The 19,269-nt window shown below is 29.7% G+C and carries 18 protein-coding genes; 4 read left to right on the plus strand and 14 right to left on the minus strand.

From position 1 onward, the window contains the following. Nucleotides 1-93: 93 nt before the first annotated feature. Nucleotides 94-1,020, plus strand: a complete 927-nt coding sequence (gene fba, locus Q3304_RS13500; RefSeq protein ID WP_054268940.1) for a class II fructose-1,6-bisphosphate aldolase — start codon at nt 94-96, stop codon at nt 1,018-1,020. 239 nt (nt 1,021-1,259) lie between these two features. Here the strand turns inward: fba and Q3304_RS13505 are convergent, their stop codons facing one another. The 8 genes from Q3304_RS13505 to hadA all read right to left on the minus strand — a co-directional run bounded on the left by Q3304_RS13505 (nt 1,260) and on the right by hadA (nt 10,835). Continuing rightward, a complete protein-coding gene (locus Q3304_RS13505) occupies nt 1,260-2,891 on the minus strand; it encodes a sigma-54-dependent Fis family transcriptional regulator (RefSeq protein ID WP_054268939.1) in 1,632 nt (543 codons plus the stop codon). A 482-nt stretch (nt 2,892-3,373) separates the two neighbouring features. Continuing rightward, nucleotides 3,374-4,411 carry an electron transfer flavoprotein subunit alpha/FixB family protein gene (locus tag Q3304_RS13510; protein ID WP_021382901.1) on the minus strand — a complete coding sequence of 346 codons (1,038 nt, stop codon included), beginning with the start codon at nt 4,409-4,411 and terminating at the stop codon, nt 3,374-3,376. An 18-nt stretch (nt 4,412-4,429) separates the two neighbouring features. Continuing rightward, the gene (gene etfB / locus Q3304_RS13515; RefSeq protein ID WP_054268938.1) at nt 4,430-5,215 is read right to left on the minus strand and encodes an electron transfer flavoprotein subunit beta; all 786 of its coding nucleotides are present in this window, start codon (nt 5,213-5,215) and stop codon (nt 4,430-4,432) included. A gap of 32 nt (nt 5,216-5,247) precedes the next feature. Further along, complete coding sequence (gene acdB, locus Q3304_RS13520) at nt 5,248-6,381, minus strand: putative isocaproyl-CoA dehydrogenase AcdB (RefSeq protein WP_021382942.1); 1,134 nt, start codon at nt 6,379-6,381, stop codon at nt 5,248-5,250. Between the two features lie 47 nt (nt 6,382-6,428). Next, nucleotides 6,429-7,556: a (R)-2-hydroxyisocaproyl-CoA dehydratase subunit beta gene (hadC, locus tag Q3304_RS13525; protein WP_054268937.1), complete on the minus strand. Its 1,128-nt coding sequence runs from the start codon at nt 7,554-7,556 to the stop codon at nt 6,429-6,431. Further along, complete coding sequence (gene hadB / locus Q3304_RS13530; protein WP_074179972.1) at nt 7,556-8,782, minus strand: (R)-2-hydroxyisocaproyl-CoA dehydratase subunit HadB; 1,227 nt, start codon at nt 8,780-8,782, stop codon at nt 7,556-7,558. Before hadB ends, hadC begins: the two co-directional genes overlap by 1 nt. 14 nt (nt 8,783-8,796) lie before the next feature. Continuing rightward, complete coding sequence (hadI, locus tag Q3304_RS13535; RefSeq protein WP_021382982.1) at nt 8,797-9,597, minus strand: 2-hydroxyisocaproyl-CoA dehydratase activator HadI; 801 nt, start codon at nt 9,595-9,597, stop codon at nt 8,797-8,799. Nucleotides 9,598-9,635: 38 nt separating this feature from the next. Next, nucleotides 9,636-10,835, minus strand: a complete 1,200-nt coding sequence (gene hadA / locus Q3304_RS13540) for an isocaprenoyl-CoA:2-hydroxyisocaproate CoA-transferase HadA (RefSeq protein ID WP_407813716.1) — start codon at nt 10,833-10,835, stop codon at nt 9,636-9,638. Between the two features lie 676 nt (nt 10,836-11,511). On the opposite strand from hadA, the gene Q3304_RS13545 reads away from it, so the two are divergent. The 3 genes from Q3304_RS13545 (at nt 11,512) to Q3304_RS13555 (ending at nt 13,984) form a co-directional block, all read left to right on the plus strand. Further along, nucleotides 11,512-12,510 (plus strand): D-2-hydroxyacid dehydrogenase, encoded by a 999-nt coding sequence (locus tag Q3304_RS13545; RefSeq protein ID WP_054268934.1) that lies wholly within the window; start codon nt 11,512-11,514, stop codon nt 12,508-12,510. A 323-nt stretch (nt 12,511-12,833) separates the two neighbouring features. Continuing rightward, nucleotides 12,834-13,361 (plus strand): TIGR04002 family protein, encoded by a 528-nt coding sequence (locus Q3304_RS13550; RefSeq protein ID WP_054268933.1) that lies wholly within the window; start codon nt 12,834-12,836, stop codon nt 13,359-13,361. A gap of 26 nt (nt 13,362-13,387) precedes the next feature. Then, nucleotides 13,388-13,984 carry a TIGR04100 family radical SAM protein gene (locus Q3304_RS13555; protein ID WP_407813715.1) on the plus strand — a complete coding sequence of 199 codons (597 nt, stop codon included), beginning with the start codon at nt 13,388-13,390 and terminating at the stop codon, nt 13,982-13,984. Between the two features lie 179 nt (nt 13,985-14,163). On the opposite strand, the gene Q3304_RS13560 is transcribed toward Q3304_RS13555, so the two are convergent. From Q3304_RS13560 to Q3304_RS13585, 6 genes are all read right to left on the minus strand, one after another. Further along, the gene (locus tag Q3304_RS13560) at nt 14,164-15,027 is read right to left on the minus strand and encodes an EamA family transporter (protein WP_054268931.1); all 864 of its coding nucleotides are present in this window, start codon (nt 15,025-15,027) and stop codon (nt 14,164-14,166) included. A 53-nt stretch (nt 15,028-15,080) separates the two neighbouring features. Further along, nucleotides 15,081-16,016: a D-aminoacyl-tRNA deacylase gene (locus Q3304_RS13565; protein WP_223152932.1), complete on the minus strand. Its 936-nt coding sequence runs from the start codon at nt 16,014-16,016 to the stop codon at nt 15,081-15,083. Nucleotides 16,017-16,087: 71 nt separating this feature from the next. Further along, the gene (locus tag Q3304_RS13570; RefSeq protein ID WP_054268930.1) at nt 16,088-16,639 is read right to left on the minus strand and encodes a helix-turn-helix domain-containing protein; all 552 of its coding nucleotides are present in this window, start codon (nt 16,637-16,639) and stop codon (nt 16,088-16,090) included. A gap of 225 nt (nt 16,640-16,864) precedes the next feature. After that, nucleotides 16,865-17,356: a hypothetical protein gene (locus Q3304_RS13575; protein WP_021382913.1), complete on the minus strand. Its 492-nt coding sequence runs from the start codon at nt 17,354-17,356 to the stop codon at nt 16,865-16,867. 28 nt (nt 17,357-17,384) lie between these two features. Next, entirely contained in the window at nt 17,385-17,945 is a 561-nt protein-coding gene (locus Q3304_RS13580; protein ID WP_407813714.1) for a 5' nucleotidase, NT5C type, read from the minus strand. 151 nt (nt 17,946-18,096) lie between these two features. Next, nucleotides 18,097-19,254 carry an SAM-dependent methyltransferase gene (locus Q3304_RS13585; protein ID WP_223152931.1) on the minus strand — a complete coding sequence of 386 codons (1,158 nt, stop codon included), beginning with the start codon at nt 19,252-19,254 and terminating at the stop codon, nt 18,097-18,099. Nucleotides 19,255-19,269 lie beyond the last annotated feature (15 nt).

Consider the following 19,269-nt stretch of genomic DNA (forward strand, 5'->3'; position numbering starts at 1 on the left):
ATAGTTATTACAATTTACTATATACTTTTTTTGATTTAACGTTATAATATAAGTGATGGGTAAATTTTAAAAGTTAATAGGAGGAGTTTTAAAATGGCATTAATTACTACAAAAGAAATGTTTAAAAAAGCTTATGAAGGTGGATTTGCTATAGGTGCATTTAACATAAGTGACTTAGAACAATTACAAGGTGTTTTAAAAGCTGCTAAAGCTAAAAATTCTTATGTTATGATACAAGCTTCTATGTCAGCTGTTAAATATGCTGGACCTCATACATTAGTTGAAATGGTTAAAGTTGCTTCTGATGAAATAGGTGTAGACGTAGCTCTTCACTTAGACCATGGCCCAAATATGGATGCTATTAAAACTTGTATTGATGCTGGTTTCTCTTCAGTTATGATAGATGGTTCTCATTTTGACTTTGAAGAAAATGTTAGAATAACTAAAGAAGCTGTTGAATATGCACACTCTAAAGGTGTTGTTGTTGAAGCAGAACTTGGTGTTTTAGCTGGAACAGAAGATGATGTTACTTCTGATGTTCACAAATATACTCAACCAGCTGAAGCTGTTGAGTTTGTTGAAAGAACAGGAGTTGATTCATTAGCAATAGCTATAGGAACTTCTCATGGAGCTTTCAAATTCAAAGGAGAAGCTAAATTAAGATTCGACATACTAGAAGAAATCCAAAGCAAATTACCAGGTTTCCCAATAGTTCTTCATGGTGCATCTGCTGTTGACCAAAATGCAGTTGCTACATGTAATGAATTTGGTGGAAATATAGCTGGAGCTAAAGGTGTACCTGTAGAAATGTTAAGAAAAGCATCTTCTATGGCTGTTTGTAAAATAAACATGGATACTGACTTAAGACTAGCTATGACTGCTGCTATCAGAAAATTCTTAGCTGAAAATCCAAAAGAATTTGACCCAAGAAAATACATTGGTGCTGGTAGAGATGCTATACAAGCTGTAGTTGAAAGCAAAATAGATGATGTTTTAGGTTCTGCTAACTCTATAAACTAATATAACTTTTAAATATTTATAAAAGAAAAGAGATGACTTGGAATAATTAATTTTATTTCTAAGCCATCTCTTTTAAGTTGTACATACACTTCCCAAAAAGGTTGTCCAAAATCAACATAACTTAATCTATTCTTTTTTTAAGTTATGCCAAACAGTTTATGTTTTCTATGTAATCGTCTATCATTAGCTCTTAAAAAGTAAGACTCCATCAATTCTAATTACTTTTCTAAGCTAATTGACTATACATGAATGTGTCCACTTTTTATCTTTCTATGAATAGTAGAAGGATATATACCTATAACTTCAGCAGCCTTTGTTATTGAACCATACTTATTTATAGCCTTACTTATCATTATTTGGTCTACTATTTTATATGCATCATTAAGATTCATAATTCCATTTACCACTATTGGTGATAAATCATCTGTTTCATTATCAATCATATCTAGATTTATAAGCATATTAAATTCATCTTCTCCAATTACATTTTTAGCTGATAAAACTACGAATCTTTCAATGATATTTTTCAATTCTCTTATGTTACCTGGCCAAGAATATTCTTCCAATAATTCAATAACCTTAGGTGAAACTTCTACTTCTCTATTATACTTTTCATTGTAAAGCTTTAAGAAATAATTTACTAATGGTACTATATCTTCTTTTCTCTCTCTAAGTGGTGGTATTTTTACTGGAATAACACTCAATCTATAGTATAAATCTTGTCTAAATTTAAGATTATTTCTAAGGTCTTCATGAGAAATATTAGTAGCACTTATATATCTAACATCTATCTTTATAGGTTTGCTACCACCTATTCTAGTAATCGTATTTTCTTGTATAACTCTAAGTAATTTTTTTTGCATCTGCATTGGTAATTCACCTATCTCATCCAAAAAGATAGTTCCACCATTTGCCTCTTCAAAAAGTCCCTTTTTACCTTTTTTCTTAGCTCCAGTAAAAGAACCTTCTTCATATCCAAAAAACTCTGATTCTAATAGTTCATTTGGTATAGCTCCACAGTTTATTGCGATAAAAGGTTTTTCCCTTCTTGAACTGTACTTATAGATAGTTCTTGCTATTATTTCTTTTCCTACACCCGATTCTCCATTTATAAATATAGAAGAATCCGAAGCTGCAGCTCTCTTGACAACTTTTTTTATGTTATCCATAATCTTACTTTGACTTATATACTCTGTATCCTCTGACATATCACTATATCTTATCTGAGATTCAAGCTTAATGACCCTTGAAATATCTCTTCCTGTAAGTACTCCTCCTGTAAGTTTTCCTTTAGAGTCCCATCTTGGAACTGCTGTATAGGCAATAAGTTTTCCATCAGGGTAAACGATATTTCTATAAATCTTTTTCTTCACTTTAAGCATATTTAATATTATTGGTTCTTCTACTAATCCTTGTCTTACAAGATCCGTTATATTTCTACCAAGTACTTCAGTTCTTTTAAAAGGTAATATCTCATCACTAACATTATTCATCTTTTCAATTACCCCATCTTTGTTAAATACAACGACAACTTCATCTATATGTTCTATTATATCCTCAACTACTTTATCCGATATTACAGATTTCTCAAATAAATAAACTATAGTATTTTCATTATTATTATCTTTCATATTGTATATATGTGCATTCATTCTTAATTCTCTGAAAGCTATTTTCTTTTTACTATCTGTCAGAATTTCTTTTTTGTCAAAGTTAGAATCTAATTCATTTATATTTTTAGGCTTTTTTATATCTAGAAAACTAAAAATACTATCTATTAGATGATTACAATATATTATTTCGCCTGATTCCTTACATAAAATAGCTGGATTTTCTACATGTTCTATAAGCCCTATTAAATTATTATCCATTAATATTCGCACCTTTCATTAAGTAATTTATTGAACTACATACAAAATTTATTGTTTGCTTACAATAAATACCATTAGCACATACAACCAACTCCTCGTAATATTTGTCTTTTTAAATAGCTTCCTTCATTAAAATGTAACTAAGATATAATTTTAATGATTATAGTTTGTTAAAAATTTCATTTTGCTTTTAATTGTATTTTATCACACATTTAGTAATTATTTGTCTATTTAGTACAATTTAATTAAATTTAAGATTTATTCAAAAAAATAAAGATAATCCTTATAGGGTATGACTCACATTTTGTAAGCAATACACATATAAGGATTATCTAGATTATCTTGTATTGTAAAATTTTATTCAAACAGACTTTTTAATAACTGACAAATACAAACTAGCAACAACTTATCAAAGGGTTAATAATCATGTTACTAACTAATAAGACTTATTCAATCAGTAATATTTATATAATTTGTATCAATTAAGCTTTTATAGCTTCTAATAAATCATCAACGCTATCTAATTTATCTATAAGCATTGGTACTATTTCATGTAAATCTCCAACTACTCCATAATCAGCGATTTCTAAAATTGGAGCTGCTGGGTTTTTGTTTATAGCAATTATGAAATCTGATGATTGCATACCTGCTAAATGTTGTATTGCTCCTGATATACCACAAGCTATGTATAGGTTTGGCTTAACAGTAGTTCCTGTTTGACCTACTTGGTGAGAATGGTCTATCCATCCAGCATCTACAGCTGCACGAGAAGAACCAACTACTCCACCTAATTTGTCAGCTAATTTCTTAAGCATTTCAAATCCTTCTGGTCCACCTAATCCTAAACCACCTGATACTATAACATTTGCATCTGTAAGAGATACTAAATCTTTTTTAGTTTTAACTGTTTCTAAAACAGTAGTTCTTATATCATCTTGAGTTATTTTATAGTCTAATGCTATAACTTCACCAGTTCTTGTTTCGTCTTGCTCAGCTTTATCCATAACACCAGGTCTAACTGTAGACATTTGAGGTCTATGGTTTGGACATATGATTGTAGCCATTATGTTTCCACCAAATGCTGGACGAGTTTGTTTTATTTTCTTATCTTCTGGGTCTATTTCTAACTTAGTACAGTCAGCTGTTAATCCAGTTCCAACTCTTGAAGCTATTCTAGGTGCTAAATCTCTACCTATATGAGTTGCTCCGAAAAGCATTATTTCTGGTTTTATTTCATCTATTGCATCTTTTATTACTTTTGTATATGCATCAGTTGTATATTTTTCTAAAAGAGCATCATCTGCAACATAAACTTTATCTGCTCCAAAAGTGATTAACTCTTTAGCTAATCCATCAACATCTTTTCCTAATAATACTGCACAAAGCTCAGCATCTACTTCTGTAGCTAATTTTCTTCCTTCTCCTAATAATTCGATAACTACTGGAGCTATTTTTCCTTCTCTTTGTTCTGCAAATATCCATACGTTTTTATAAGAACTTAAATCTTTTATATCATTCATAGTTTGTACTCCTCCAACTTATATAATGTGCTTTTGTTTTAGACCGATTATTATTTTGTTAGCTATTTCATCAGCTTTACCTTCTAAGATTTCTCCTTTTCCTCTTGGCTCAGGAGTAAATGATCTAAATACTTTAGTTGGTGATGCTTTTAAACCAACCTCTTCTTTATTTACATCTAAATCATCAATTGTCCAAACTTTTACATCATGTTTATATGCTTTTACTATTTTATCAACAGACATGTATCTAGGTGCATTTAACTCTTTTACTGCTGTTAAAAGTACAGGTGTACTTACTTTTATTAATTCATATCCATCTTCTAATTGTCTTTGAACTATTATATCTTTTCCTTCTATTTTGAAGTCTTGTACATATGTAACTTGAGGAATGTCTAATTTCTCTGCAATTTGTGGTCCAACTTGTGCAGTATCTCCATCTATTGCTTGTCTTCCTGCAAATATTATGTCATAATCTCCAACTTTAGCTATACCTGCTGCAATAGTATTTGATGTAGCCCAAGTATCAGCTCCTCCAAATGCTCTATCACTTAATAATATTGCATCATCAGCACCCATAGCTAAACACTCTCTTAGCATAAAGTCTGCTTGAGGAGGTCCCATTGTTATAACTGTTATAGTTACATCATCATGCTCATCTTTAATTTTTAAAGCTTCCTCTAATGCATTAGCATCATCTGGGTTTAATATACTTGGAACTCCATCTCTTATAAGAGTACCTGTTTCTTTATTTATTCTTACTTCGTTAGTATCTGGAACTTGTTTTACGCAAACTAATATTTTCAAAGTCTATACCTCCAATTTCATTAGATTATTTATTATTTTAATACGTTTGATGAAATTACCATTTTTTGAACTTCTGATGTTCCTTCGTATATTGATACGATTCTAGCGTCTCTGTACATTCTTTCGATTTCATAATCTTTTATGAATCCATATCCACCATGAAGTTGTAATGCTTTGTAAGCAACTTCATTTGCAACTTCTGCTGCATAGTATTTAGCCATTGCAGATTCTTGAGCAACTCTCATTCCTGCATCTCTCTTTTGTGCTGCATCGTAAACTAATCCTCTAGCTGCACAAACTTTTGTTTCCATATCAGCTATAGTAAATTGAGTATTTTGGAATTTAGCTATAGGCTTACCAAATTGAACTCTTTGTTTTGTATATTTAACAGCTTCATCTAAAGCACCTTGAGCAATTCCTAGAGCTAGAGCAGCAACACCTATTCTACCTACTTCTAAAGTACCCATTGCTATTTTAAATCCATTACCTTCTTTTCCTATAAGGTTTTCTTTTGGAACTTTAACATTTTCAAATATTAAGTCAGAAGTTTCAGTTCCTCTTATACCCATTTTATCTTCATGAGCTCCTGTTGAGAAACCGTCCCATTTACTTTCTACTATAAATGCTGATGTACCTCTAAGACCTTTACTTCTATCTGTAACTGCTATTACTATAGCTATGTCGCAGAATGGTCCATTAGTTATGAAAGTTTTTCTACCATTTAAGATGTAGTGGTCTCCAACTAATTCTGCTGTTGTTTGTTGCCCACCTGCATCAGAACCAGCTCCTGGCTCAGTTAAACCAAATGCTCCTATTAATTCACCTGTTGCTAAACCTTTTAAGTATTTTTGTTTTTGCTCTTCAGTACCATTGTAAAGTATTGGTAATGTAGCAAGAGAAGAACCAGCTGTAACAAAAGTAGCTGTTGATGCACATCTTCTAGCTATTTCTTCCATTATGATAGCATAAGAAACATATCCTGCTCCCCCACCACCATACTCTTCTGGAATATTACTGCTTATAAATTTTGTTTCAGCTAACTTTTTGATTAATTCCTTAGGCATTACACCTGTTTTATCCATTTCTGCTGGTAAAGTATCTAATTCTTTACTAACAAAATCTCTTACTGCTTTTCTTAAAAGTTCTTGTTCTTTGTTATATAACATAGCTTCCTCCAATTTTCACATTTTATAGTAAATTTATTTTAATGAACTTACGCTAAACTCATCATCTCAGCAAAAGTTTGAATACGAGTTCTGGCTTGTTCATTATTCTGAGTTTGTTGGTCAATTTCAACATATAAAGTAGGTATTCCACTATCTTCTATATCTTTTTTAACTAAAGGATAATCGTATTCTTCTGGGTCACAGAACTTCATCATACAGAAGATAACACCATCTATATCTTTCTTTTTAACTTCATCTACTATAAGTGACCCACGTTTTTTCTTAGGGTCATAAGCTAATGAACATCCTTCTATGTTTGACCATTGTCTTGCTAATCTCTCTAACGCATCATCACCTGCTGGTACATCTGTTCTGAATTGTCTTGTTTCTTGAGCTAAATCATCTGCTACAACTGATATATTGTTGTCTTCTAAAATATCTAATATATCTTTAGAATCAGCTACTATACCTGTTAATAAAACTTTCTTTCCAGAACAGACTTCTTCTGGCATAGCATTTAATTTTGCTATTAATTCTTTTACTAATTCAGTGTGTTCTTCTTTTCTCATAAAGAATCCACTTTTGATTACCAAGCTTCTTACTGATGGTTTTATAGTATTAGAATGTTTATAAGCTACTTCAACAAAGTCTCTCATAGTTTTTCTATGTTCATTGTAAACTTCTATACTTTCATGAATTTTTGCTTCTTCTATTTCATAACCACATATTTCTTCAAGCTCTCTTTTTACACCTTTGTACTCACTGATTAGGTATTTTACACCAGCTTCAAGTTTTCTATTTTGTGGATGTACTAATGATATATATTTTATATGAGGTACTGCTGATTTCCAGTTTTGTCCTAGACAAATTAATGTATCACACATACCTGGTATAATAACTCCAGATAATTCATCATAAGCACCTTTTAATCCATATTCTAAACATGATTGCATTATTGAACATGCAAATGCAGGGAAATATTGTTTAGCTAAATCTAATTCTGTTTGTCCTCCCCATATACCAACTGGAAGCATTCCAGCTGCATGTATAATCTCTTCTGGGCAGTAAACTGGGAAACAACCTATAGCTTTTTTACCAGTTTCATCTTTATATTTTTTTACAGCCGCATTTGGATTTTCAACTACTTCTTTCATTTTAGATAAAATAGCTTCCATTATATCTCACCTCTATTAAGTTTTTTTCTTTCTTCCATTACTTCAACTAAACCTTGAATTCTTGTTTCAAATTGAGCATTAGTAAAAGCTCTAGGATCTGCTTGGTCACCATCAAATCCAGCATATGGTAATCCAGTTTCTTCAGCTGCTCTTCTTTGCATTTCATATTGTATTAAACTCATAAGTTTACAGCTTCTGTTCATATGATAGAATGCTCCATCACATTTACCATCTATTAAAGAATCAACTCTATATTTTGTCATACGGTCTAAGTTTACATTGTTAAACATAGTACTGTATGCTACTGCCATTCCATCTAAATCATTAACTTCATATTGTAATGCCCAAGCATGTGGGTAAACACTACCTGTCATGTTAACTCCAAATTTAGCTAATGTTTTCATTTTGTATCCTATATATGGCCAACAAGGTATACCTTCCATCATTATTCTGTATTTTTCTTCTCCTCTGAAAGAAGATTTCCCAGTTTTCATGTTGTCCTCTAATTCTTCTATAAGTAACTTAAATGCTTCTGTAGTTTCTTTTTTACCTCTAGCACAAACTATTACAGCCATGTAAGTAAATAAGTCAAATCCATTCATTGGTGAAGGAGAAGAATCTGCTGGTAAACTCATAGAGTATTTCCATAGTCTTCCGTTTTCAGCTGATATTTTCATTACTTCTTCAAACTTCTTAGGGTCAAATTTCTTTCCTGATATAATTTCTAATTGCTTTATAGCTTCTTCAAATTGAGCTTTAATATAATCAATTCTTGATTGAGTAACTTCATCTTCATTATTGAAAGTTGTATCAATCATTATTAGAGGTATATCTAATTCTCTTGAAATATTTTCATACCATTTTATAACTTGGTTACATATATTGTTACAGCAAAGTAGGAAATCTGGAGCTGGCATATCTAAAGCTTCACAGCCACCATTTTCTAAAAGACCAAAATTTGTTCTTGCATATGCACATAGGTCGATAGAATATCCTTTAGATTCAGCCATTTCACATAATTCTAAAGAACCTTTTTTAGCCGCTACCCCAGCTGCTTGATTTTCTGGATATAATACATTTAAGTCAAATACTTCTGCTAATTCTTGAGGAAATACTGATGTTGACCAACCTACAGGTCTTCCTTCTTCTTTAGCCTTAAATGCATTTGCATATTGTTCAGCTAATAAATCATTTATTACTACTCTAGCTTCTTTTTTTTCAGACATTTTCATCCCTCTTTTTATATATTTTTCACTTCTTTTTGTGATGTTTTCGCCTCATCAAAAGCGTATAATGCTGCTCCTAAAGCGCCTGTTAATTGAGGTATATCAGGTACAATAATTTCTGTGTTGATTTCTCTTGCCATAGCTCTTACGATACCACTATTTCTAGCAACTCCACCAACCATAACTACATTTCTTTGTACTCCTATTCTTTTTACTAGGCTAGAAACTCTCTTTGCTACTGAAGTATGAATACCTGCCACTATATCTTCAATTTTTGCATTTTCAGATAAATGTGATATAACTTCAGACTCTGCAAATACTGTACATGTACTGCTTATTGACACTTCATTTTGAGAATTCATAGATATACTTCCGAGTTCAGATACATCAACCTCTATTATCTTTGCCATTACATCTAAAAATCTTCCTGTACCTGCAGCACACTTGTCATTCATAAGAAAGTTTAGTAGTCTTCCATTATTATCTAACTTTAATACCTTTGCATCTTGACCACCTATGTCAATAATGGTTCTTGTCTCTGGAATTATGAAGTTTACTCCCCTGGCATGACAGCTTAATTCACTTATCTGCTTATCAGCATCTGAATAATTCATTCTTCCATATCCTGTAACTACAACTTTTTCAATGTCTTCTCTTGCAAGACCAGTCTTGCCATATAATTTTTCTAAAACTCTTGATGGTCCAGTAGTACCAGTACCAGAAGATATTGTCTCATAAGCTACAATATCTTCTCCATCTTTTAAAATTACTCCCTTTGATGCAGTTGAACCTATATCTAATCCCATTGTGTACATCTTTAGCATTCTCCTTTTATAAAATCTAGAATTACTAATTAGTATCTTACAATTTTACTATCTTTAAAGTTATTTATTTTTTCTTCATCATAACCTAAAGATTTTAATACTTCTACAGTATGTTGACCTACTTTTGGTGCTGGTGTATAATCTTTTATTCCTTCATTTCTAAACATAACTGGAGTATTAACTAAGACACCTGTATTTCCGCTATCATATGTTTTCTTAAATAAGAAGTCGTTTGCCCAAGCTTGTTCATCATCTAATAAGTCTTCACAGCTTTGGATTTTTTCAAATGGTAAGTCTGCTTCTTCTAATAGAGCTGACCACTCATCTAATGTTTTTTCTAACATAGCTTCTCCAACTATCTTAACTAAACCTTCAACATGATTAACCATTGAATCTATGTTATTGTATCTATCATCTTCTAATATATATTCTCTATTTATAACCTTACAGAATTTGCCTAACCACTTGTTATATTGTATTAAAGCTAATTGAATCCATCTTCCATCTTTACATTTATATGTAGTCATTAATGGGCTGTTTGGATTTTCTCTTGATAAAGGCATTTCATTTCCGTATTGTGCTGTTGTTATCATTGTTCCCATTCCATATATAGCTGTATGGAAAAGACTTACTGTTACTCTTTCACCTTTGCCAGTTTGACCTTTTTTATGTAATGCTGCTAAACTTCCTGCTGCTAATGCTAGACCTGCATAGTGGTCACCAAATCCTGCTGCTGTATTTGCTGGAGATGTTCCTTTTTCCATAACAGATTGGCTAACTCCTCCTCTTGCGAAGTATGCAGTGTAGTCAAATCCTGGTTTATCTTTTAAAGGTCCTTTTTCACCATATCCTAATATTTGAGAGAATATTAATCCTGGATATTTATCTTTTATTTGGTCATAAGCTATACCCATTTTTTCTAATGCTTGAACTCTAACATTAGTTACAAATATGTCTGCTTCTGATAATAATTTATGTAATATTTCTACTCCTTCTTTTGATTTTATATTAATACTTACACCCTTTTTATTTCCATTTTCTAATTCAAACATAGGGTTTTCATCATCTGATGCTGGAGATTTAAATGTTCCACCCATAACTCTTATTCCATCACCTTCTATAGGTTCAATCTTAATAACCTCTGCACCCCAGTCACCTAACATTTTTGCACAACATGGTGCTGCGATGAAACTTGAAAGTTCTACTACTTTAACTCCTTCTAAAAGCATAACGTTTTCCTCCTTAATAGTATCAATTATAAAATTTCGATTAAATCACTCATGAAATACCTTTTTCTGATATTAACTATTTGATGTCAAAGTTCCTAATCTTATCTAAAATAACTTAAAAATTATTAAAATTATTTTTTATTGTTTTATTGTCTTACACCTATATTGTTAAGCATTTATCGTGCCAACTTTATATTTAAGCAAAATATCGCTTGATTTGAATGTTTTTTAACAATATACAATTGAATTATTATTTTCATATCGTGGCATTATGCAACTCTCCATTGCATTTTGCTATCCTTTCTATGCATATAAAAGTTTTTTTTATATATTTTTTTGTGAAAAAGCTTGACATTTCAAAAAAAGTTTTCATTGCTAAACTCAAAAACACATGTTATCATTGTAATTAATCAGCAAGTTAGTTAACTAATTTCAAACTTAGATAAATTTTTAATAATATTTAATCTAAAAAATAACAATTTCTTTGATAAATTTTTAAAGCAATTATTACATTAAATAAAAAATAACTAAATATCGAAATATGACAGGGAAAACAATTTCAAAACTAAATTTTTAACCTTAAAAATTTTGTATAAAAAACATAGCCTTATATGTTACATATTATTTCTAAATGAAAGATTACCATATAATTTAATAATTACAGGAGGGTATTGATATGAAAATACTAGTATTTGGAGCACGCGATTATGAAGAACCAGTAATAAAACAATGGTCTGAAGAGCATAAGGATGTTCAAGTGGATATTTATCCTGAAAACATGACTGAAGAAAATGTGGTTAAAGCCAAAGGGTATGATGGTATATCTATACAACAAACTAACTATATAGATAACCCTTATATTTATGAGACTTTAAAAGATGCTGGGGTTAAAGTTATAGCTTCAAGAACTGCAGGAATGGATATGATACATTTTGGTTTAGTTAATGAAAATGGACTTATTGTTACTAATGTTCCTTCTTATTCACCTAATGCAATAGCTGAATTAGCTGTTACTCAAGCTATGAACCTTTTAAGAAAAACTCCTTTAGTAAAGAAAAAAGTCTGTGAAGGTGACTATCGTTGGATAGCTGAACTTCTTGGGACAGAAGTTAGATCTATTACAGTAGGTGTTATAGGTACTGGAAAAATAGGTGCTACTTCTGCAAAACTATTCAAAGGCTTAGGGGCTAACGTAATTGCATTTGACCAATATCCAAATAATGATTTAAATGATATATTAACTTATAAAGATACTTTAGAGGACCTTTTAAAAGAAGCTGACCTTATAACATTACATACTCCTTTACTTGAAGGAACAAAACATATGATAAACAAAGATACTCTAGCTATAATGAAGGATGGAGCTTATATAGTAAATACTGGTCGTGGTGGTTTAATTAAGACAGGGGACTTAATAGAAGCACTAGAATCAGGAAAAATAAGAGCTGCTGCCCTTGATACATTTGAAACTGAAGGATTATTCTTAAATAAAAAGATGAATCCAGGCGAATTAACTGACCCAGAAATAAACAAACTTCTTTCTATGGAACAAGTTATATTCACTCATCACCTTGGTTTCTTCACTAGTACAGCGATAGAAAATATAGTTTATTCTAGTTTAAGTAGTGCTGTAGAAGTTATAGAAACAGGAACTGCTACTAATAGAGTAAATTAGTATTTTATAAATATATTTTTTTATTAATTAGCTATTATCTAACAAAATAGCCTTTAATTTCCCAAATATAAGAGAGTCTATTGGGTAGACTCTCTTATATTATTTTTTTATCTATAATTTATCCACTTCTAATACATCACATATTATTCTACTTTGCCTACTACTCTATTCCACGTTTCTATTTATATACATTTGAATGGGTACAATCTATATTTTACAAAAAAAACACTAAACAAACTATGAAAATTGTATGATTAATATTAATATATGTATAAGAAAACATTACAATTATCTTAGTTTTGGATTTCTAGGGAGGGAGTATATTGGAAAAAATGAATAAAGTTACTTCTAAAAAAACTACCTATATTGTTACTTCTGCGTTATTTGCATCCATAATATGTTTGACAATAGCGTATATACTACATATCCCAGTGGGTGGAAATAATGGATATGTTCATATAGGAGATGCTTTTATTTATCTTGCTGCAACCATCTTACCAACAAACTACGCTATAGCAGCCTCTGCAATAGGTGCTGGTCTAGCTGATTTATCTACAGGTGCTGCTATTTGGGTAATACCAACTATAATCATAAAGCCAATACTTGTATTATTTTTCACTTCTAAAAGTGACAAGATAATAAATAAAAGAAATATAATTGCTTCGATTATAGCGGGTATAGTAGGGTTAGTCTTATACATGTTTGCTGAAGGAATAATCATTGGAAGCTTTACAAGTGCATTTATAATGAGCTTACTCGGTTTATTACAGCCAATAGGAAGTTTTATTGTCTTTATAATTTTAGGTATAGCACTTGATAAACTTGACTTTAAAAGACGTTATTTTAATTAAGAATTTAAATTTATGGAGGGGAAATTATGAATATCTTATATACAATTGAAAATAGTATCTATGTAAATATAACTAATACATGTCCATGTAGTTGTGTTTTTTGCATAAGAAATGAAAAAAATGAAGTAGCAAATAGTGGTAGTCTATGGTTGGAACATGAACCAAGTATAGACGAAGTAAAAGAAGCCTTCAACAAATACAATTTAGACGACTACGATGAAATTGTTTTTTGTGGATATGGTGAACCATTAATGAGAATAAATGAATTAGTAGAAGTTGCTAAGTTTATAAAAGAAAAAAGTAACATAAAGACAAGAATAAATACAAATGGTTTAAGTGATTTAATACACAATAAAAAAACAGCTATCCTATTAAAAGATGTTATAGATGCAGTATCAATAAGCCTTAATGCTCCAAATAAAGAAGCATATAATAGAGTTACACAACCAAAGTTTGGGGAGAAATCATTTGATTATATGTTAGATTTCGCAAGAGATTGCAAAAAACATATAAAAGAGGTGGCTTTCTCAGTAGTAGATGAAATATCTCCAGAAGAAATAGAAGAATCTAAGCAATTAGCAAAAGAACTTGATATACCACTAAGAGTTAGACATAAGAACTAATAATTTGTGAGATTCATATTATATCAAATATAAAAATCAATATAACCAAAATAGGGAATATAAACGAATTTATCTAAATAAATATGTTTATATTCCCTATTTATTATTTATTAATTATGTATTAGCTATTTATTAAACTGACTTTAATTATCTATACTTCTTTTTAATTAATGGAACGATTAAAGTAACAATAGCCATCCACCAATTAGTATTAAAATTGAACCTGGTATTTTTTCTTTTATATTTTCTTTGAATATAAAATGAGCAAGTATCAAAGTTATTATCATAGATACCTGAGAAAACGGTTCAGCTATACTAAGCTCTAGATTATTTAAAGCGATTAATAATGCTAAATAAGAATATCCATTAATAGCACCACTTACAATTGAAAGACCTTTTTTATTACTAAAAATCTCATAAATTACTTTTTGCTTCTTTTTAAATGCTAAGAATACAAATAGATTTAATCCCACAAAGAAATAAAGTATAGTCGAATATAATATAGGAGATACTTGTACAAAAAAAGCCTTATCCAGCACTCTCCCTACTGATTGTAAAAATATGTACAAAAACATTAGTCTACATGGCAAGTTGTTAAAAATTACGGATACATTTTTTAGAAAAGAACTTACTTTTTTTAATATGAATACTCCACCAATCATAACTATGATTCCTGCAACTTTGGCTAAACTTAAACCTTCACCTAAAAATATAACTGATAAAAGTAATAGAAACAAAGAATTTAGACTGTTTATTGGAGTCACAAGTGAAACTTCACCAGTTGCTAAAGATGTCACATATGCTACTGAGCCAATTGAGTAAACTAAGCTACTTATATAACATGGTATTAAAAATGACCAATCACTAACTTTATACGTTAAACTAAATGGAAGTAAACATACTCCTCCAATAAAGAAAAATAAAAATGATGAAGCTATATTTTTATAAATATCACCTTCTTCATCGCCTAATAACCTTACAACTACTCTCTCAAAAGCCAATAGCACTACTCTAATTAATAATGCAAAATAAGATAATATCATTTTTGACCTCACTTAAAAATTAATCTGACTTATTATTTATATTGATTATATAGCTACCATATAGGCAAATCTTTTGGATTTTTTAATATTTTATGTTTAAATACAGGGACATTAAGTTTTTCACCTAATTTACGACATTGCTCTTTATAAGTACCTTTTAATTTATCATGAAAAACTATACCATCAATTCCACCTTCAATACTATTTACACATTTCTCTAATTTTTCAAATCCAAATTCATCATCATACATCCCACTTACAATCCACTGATTTGGCAGTACATGTCCAATTGATATGTTATATTCTTTATTTTTTATAATATCTGCAAAAGATTTTTCAAAATGAACCCCTCCAACACATAATAAAGTTTTTAAAGGTTCATCATTATCAAATACTCTAACCAGTGCTTTTGCTAATACTTGTATTGCCATCTTATTATTAAAACTATCACTACTACTTCCTATCTCTATGTCTAACATAGGTACAGAATATTCTGTAATTAGTTTAGATTCTTCGCCATATGTTGTGCCAGACCAATGGGTTGCTTCTGTTAATGTAGTAAATTCATCAAGTGAAGTTTCATTTTTTATATCTTCAATTGCATTAATTATGTTTTTAAAGTATCTTGGGTTAGAATTTCCAAACTCTCCTGTTGGTACATCTCCAATTGTATGAGCTGTTAAAATCTGCTCTGGAGCATTTTCCCCCTCATGCCAATTTACAACACCTGCAAAATTATAATCTTTAAAATATTTATTTAAAATTGGCAAGTAATATTTGTAATTATGACTTATTACATCTTTTGTCTTTACAAACTGAAATAAATTATTGTCTTTATCTGTAAATTCTAATACAAAACTTTCATCAATGACAATATCACTTTGCTTTAAATCCATCATTTCCTCACAACATTTAATCACACTATTTGCTACTGGGTCTTTCTTTAAATCATTACAAAAGAAAAAGACAGCTTTTTTGTTAATCATCATAAATCACACTCCTATTATTTAATCTCATACCTAAAAACATCTAAATATAACTATATACTTCACCAAATTATTTATACATAATATACTACCATGCTCATTTTAGCTATACCCTTACCTGAGTTTCTATATATATGTGATACATCTGCTTTAAATCTTATAGAATTTCCACTACACACAACATAATCATCTCCATTTATTTTGATGGTTACCTCACCACTAAAAACAGTTATAAACTCTTGTGTCCCTGGAAGTTCAGCATTTGAATCTAAATTTCCACCCTCTTCTATTTCAATCATAAATATTTCGAATCTTCTTTTAGAATCAAATGGAAATATCGGATAACTTATATATTTTCCATCATCCTCAATAAAATGGTCTACATCACTTTTTTGAACCAATTCTATATCACTTTCCTGTCTCTCCATCAATGATGTAAATGAAATTTTTAGTCCATTAGTTATTTTCTTTAAAGTAGATATAGTAGGATTTACCTCACATTTCTCAATTTGGGACAACATACTCTTACTTACTCCACTAAGTTGAGCAATCTTATCTAAACTAAGGTGTTTTTCTTTCCTTATTTTTTTCAAATTTTCTGAAATTATTTCATTTAAATTTTGCATAAATTCTCCTCCTGCTATACTAAGCTAAAAATAAATCATTTAGTTGTTTAATACATTTAGTAACTCAACTCTATTTTTCCATTATACTGTACATTATGTTTAATATACATTACTTTTTTAATAATGTAAATAGTTTTCTGAAACTTTGTGAAAATGTACAAATAAAAAAACTAGTAACCAATGTTTTTACAAGGCTACTAGTTTTTAACACCATACGATTCCATTTTAACTATAAAACTTAGATGCACCTATAAGCTGTCTTTTAGAAACAATCTTAGCTAGGTTTGCTAATGAAGAAATTTTTATATCTTTAAAAGAAACTAAAAATACAAACTTAAAATCGGTAAATTCTTGATTTATATTGTATATATCAAAATAACATCTCAAATTATCAAATAAGTAATTTTCTTGTAAATCTGCTTCTATCTCATCAGTAGCATCTTTTAAATAAGCTCTTACATCTTCAAATAAAACATTGAAATAAGACTCATCTATTTCTTCACCCAATTCTTCTAATATTTCTTCTATATCTAAATCATCCATATCAAAAGAATTTCCTGTCAGTTGACAATCAAACACTAATATGTTTTCTTGATTTATAGTATTTGATATATCTTGTACATATTCAAAGTCTGGACGTAATTCTAAAATATCTTTTACTTCACTGCTCTTTACATGAATCTTTCCTTTTCTATTTTCAAGTTTTAAATCTATCATATGCTCCCCCTTTCGATTTACAAATCTTTTAAACACTTTGTTTTATAATTTTTTCAATATCTATCCAATTATTAACTCTAACTATATTTTGATGTGTAATATCTTTATTATAGTTAGTATCTAGAAGTATTACTTTAACTCCAGCATCAGCTAATTGTACTGAGTTTAAAGGATTATCTTCTATAAATATATCACAACTCAGCTCTCTTGCCTTTTCAACTTTATAATCACTTCCTAATAAGTAAACCTCTATATCTGAAAATCCTTGTCTCGATAGCCAGTTTTTAGTTACATCAGTTAAACACTCATGTCTAGCTGTTACAAAAGATAACTTATGTCCTTTAGATAATGTGCCAATTACCTCAGTAGCACCCTCCACAATCTTTGCTTCATCATATGAATGTATATACTTATTATTAAATTCTGTATATACATCTCTTATCCCTGAACCATATAATTCTTCCCAATTATGTGTTATACACTCTGCTTCAGTTATGTTTTTATTAAAAATATCATTTAGGTATGGAAGAAAATGATAAGGGCTTGTTATTGTTCCATCTATATCAATACATATATTTAATTTGTTCATTTTTACCTCCATGTAACGTTTATTGATTTGATTAATCACATATTATAGCACAGCTTTAATTATAAATCAAAACTCTGGATATGACTATACCTATATAATACCAAAAAGCTTGCATATTTAAGCAAGCTTTTTGTAAATTTTACATTTTTAACTAATATATAAGTTTTTCTAAAGTTGGTTCAACTCCAAATTGAGCTTTAAGCTCTCTATATTCTTTTAATGCTTTTTCATTATTTGTTTTAGTTTTTATTGCTCTTATCATTAGATTTTTTGGTGTATCGAGTGGAGATATGTATTCTACTACAGAAGTATCATATCCATTGCCTTCTAATAACAAAGTTCTTAGACCATCAGTTATTAAATCTGCAAATCTAGCTTTAAATACTCCATGTTTTAATATTGGTTCCATAGATTCATATTTATATTGCCCTAATAATTCCTTATGGCAACATGGTACTACTACTATAGCTTCGGATTTTGCCCTAATTCCTAGACCTATTGCCATATCTGTTGCTGTATCACAAGCATGTAGACTTATCACAAGGTCAACATCTCTATTTGGTGTATAATTAGTCAAGTCCTCTTTTATAAACGACATATTTTTATATCCTAAGTTTTTAGCCATATTTCTTGATGCTTCTATAACTACATCTGAATAGTCTATTCCTATAAAATAACAGTTTTTCTTTAGCACTTCTTTTATATAAAAGTTTAAAACAAAACTTAGATAAGATTTACCACAAGCACAATCCAAAATTGTTATACAGTCTTTATCCTTTATTTCCTTTAGAATACTATCTATTAATTCCACAAAATGGTCTATCTGATTGTACTTTCTTATTTTATCATTTTTTATCTTACCATCTTTTGTAAGTACCCCAATTTCTTTTAAAAGTGCATTTGCCTGTCCTACTTTTACATAATAATCTCTGTTTTTTATTTGAGATGCTGTAAATTCATCTATTTTGGGTACTTCTTCTATGTTGTCTAGATACTTTACATTTACCTTCTTATTATCGCCTTCGATTACAACGATAGTTCCTCTTTCAATATATTTAAATACTAAACTATCATAGTTTTCTGCTTCTTTAGAAATATTCTTAAGCAATTCATTAAATGTATATAAATCTGATTTTCCTTTAAAATTAAATTTATACTTATTATCTTCCTCTGTTGCCACTCCTTTAAATTCTTTTCTTCCAGATTTAAAAATCACTTCTAACTCAATAAAAAAATCCCTATTATCAAGGTTTCTTTGAGTAATCCCCATAAAAAACATATTTAGTTTTCCAATACTCTGCTTATTCATCTTAATCTCCCTTTT

The organism is Clostridioides sp. GD02377 (genome assembly GCF_045899875.1).
In the GTDB taxonomy this organism is placed as follows: Bacteria; Bacillota; Clostridia; order Peptostreptococcales; family Peptostreptococcaceae; genus Clostridioides; species Clostridioides difficile_A.

Bases quoted from the DNA above. Each gene is read 5' to 3' on its own strand.
- fba (WP_054268940.1), top strand. From the start codon at position 94: ATGGCATTAATTACTACAAAAGAAATGTTTAAAAAAGCTTATGAAGGT.
- Q3304_RS13505 (WP_054268939.1), bottom strand. From the start codon at position 2,891: ATGGATAATAATTTAATAGGGCTTATAGAACATGTAGAAAATCCAGCT.
- Q3304_RS13510 (WP_021382901.1), bottom strand. From the start codon at position 4,411: ATGAATGATATAAAAGATTTAAGTTCTTATAAAAACGTATGGATATTT.
- acdB (WP_021382942.1), bottom strand. From the start codon at position 6,381: ATGTTATATAACAAAGAACAAGAACTTTTAAGAAAAGCAGTAAGAGAT.
- hadC (WP_054268937.1), bottom strand. From the start codon at position 7,556: ATGGAAGCTATTTTATCTAAAATGAAAGAAGTAGTTGAAAATCCAAAT.
- hadB (WP_074179972.1), bottom strand. From the start codon at position 8,782: ATGTCTGAAAAAAAAGAAGCTAGAGTAGTAATAAATGATTTATTAGCT.
- hadI (WP_021382982.1), bottom strand. From the start codon at position 9,597: ATGTACACAATGGGATTAGATATAGGTTCAACTGCATCAAAGGGAGTA.
- hadA (WP_407813716.1), bottom strand. From the start codon at position 10,835: ATGCTTTTAGAAGGAGTTAAAGTAGTAGAACTTTCAAGTTTCATCGCA.
- Q3304_RS13545 (WP_054268934.1), top strand. From the start codon at position 11,512: ATGAAAATACTAGTATTTGGAGCACGCGATTATGAAGAACCAGTAATA.
- Q3304_RS13555 (WP_407813715.1), top strand. From the start codon at position 13,388: ATGAATATCTTATATACAATTGAAAATAGTATCTATGTAAATATAACT.
- Q3304_RS13560 (WP_054268931.1), bottom strand. From the start codon at position 15,027: ATGATATTATCTTATTTTGCATTATTAATTAGAGTAGTGCTATTGGCT.
- Q3304_RS13565 (WP_223152932.1), bottom strand. From the start codon at position 16,016: ATGATGATTAACAAAAAAGCTGTCTTTTTCTTTTGTAATGATTTAAAG.
- Q3304_RS13570 (WP_054268930.1), bottom strand. From the start codon at position 16,639: ATGCAAAATTTAAATGAAATAATTTCAGAAAATTTGAAAAAAATAAGG.
- Q3304_RS13575 (WP_021382913.1), bottom strand. From the start codon at position 17,356: ATGATAGATTTAAAACTTGAAAATAGAAAAGGAAAGATTCATGTAAAG.
- Q3304_RS13580 (WP_407813714.1), bottom strand. From the start codon at position 17,945: ATGAACAAATTAAATATATGTATTGATATAGATGGAACAATAACAAGC.
- Q3304_RS13585 (WP_223152931.1), bottom strand. From the start codon at position 19,254: ATGAATAAGCAGAGTATTGGAAAACTAAATATGTTTTTTATGGGGATT.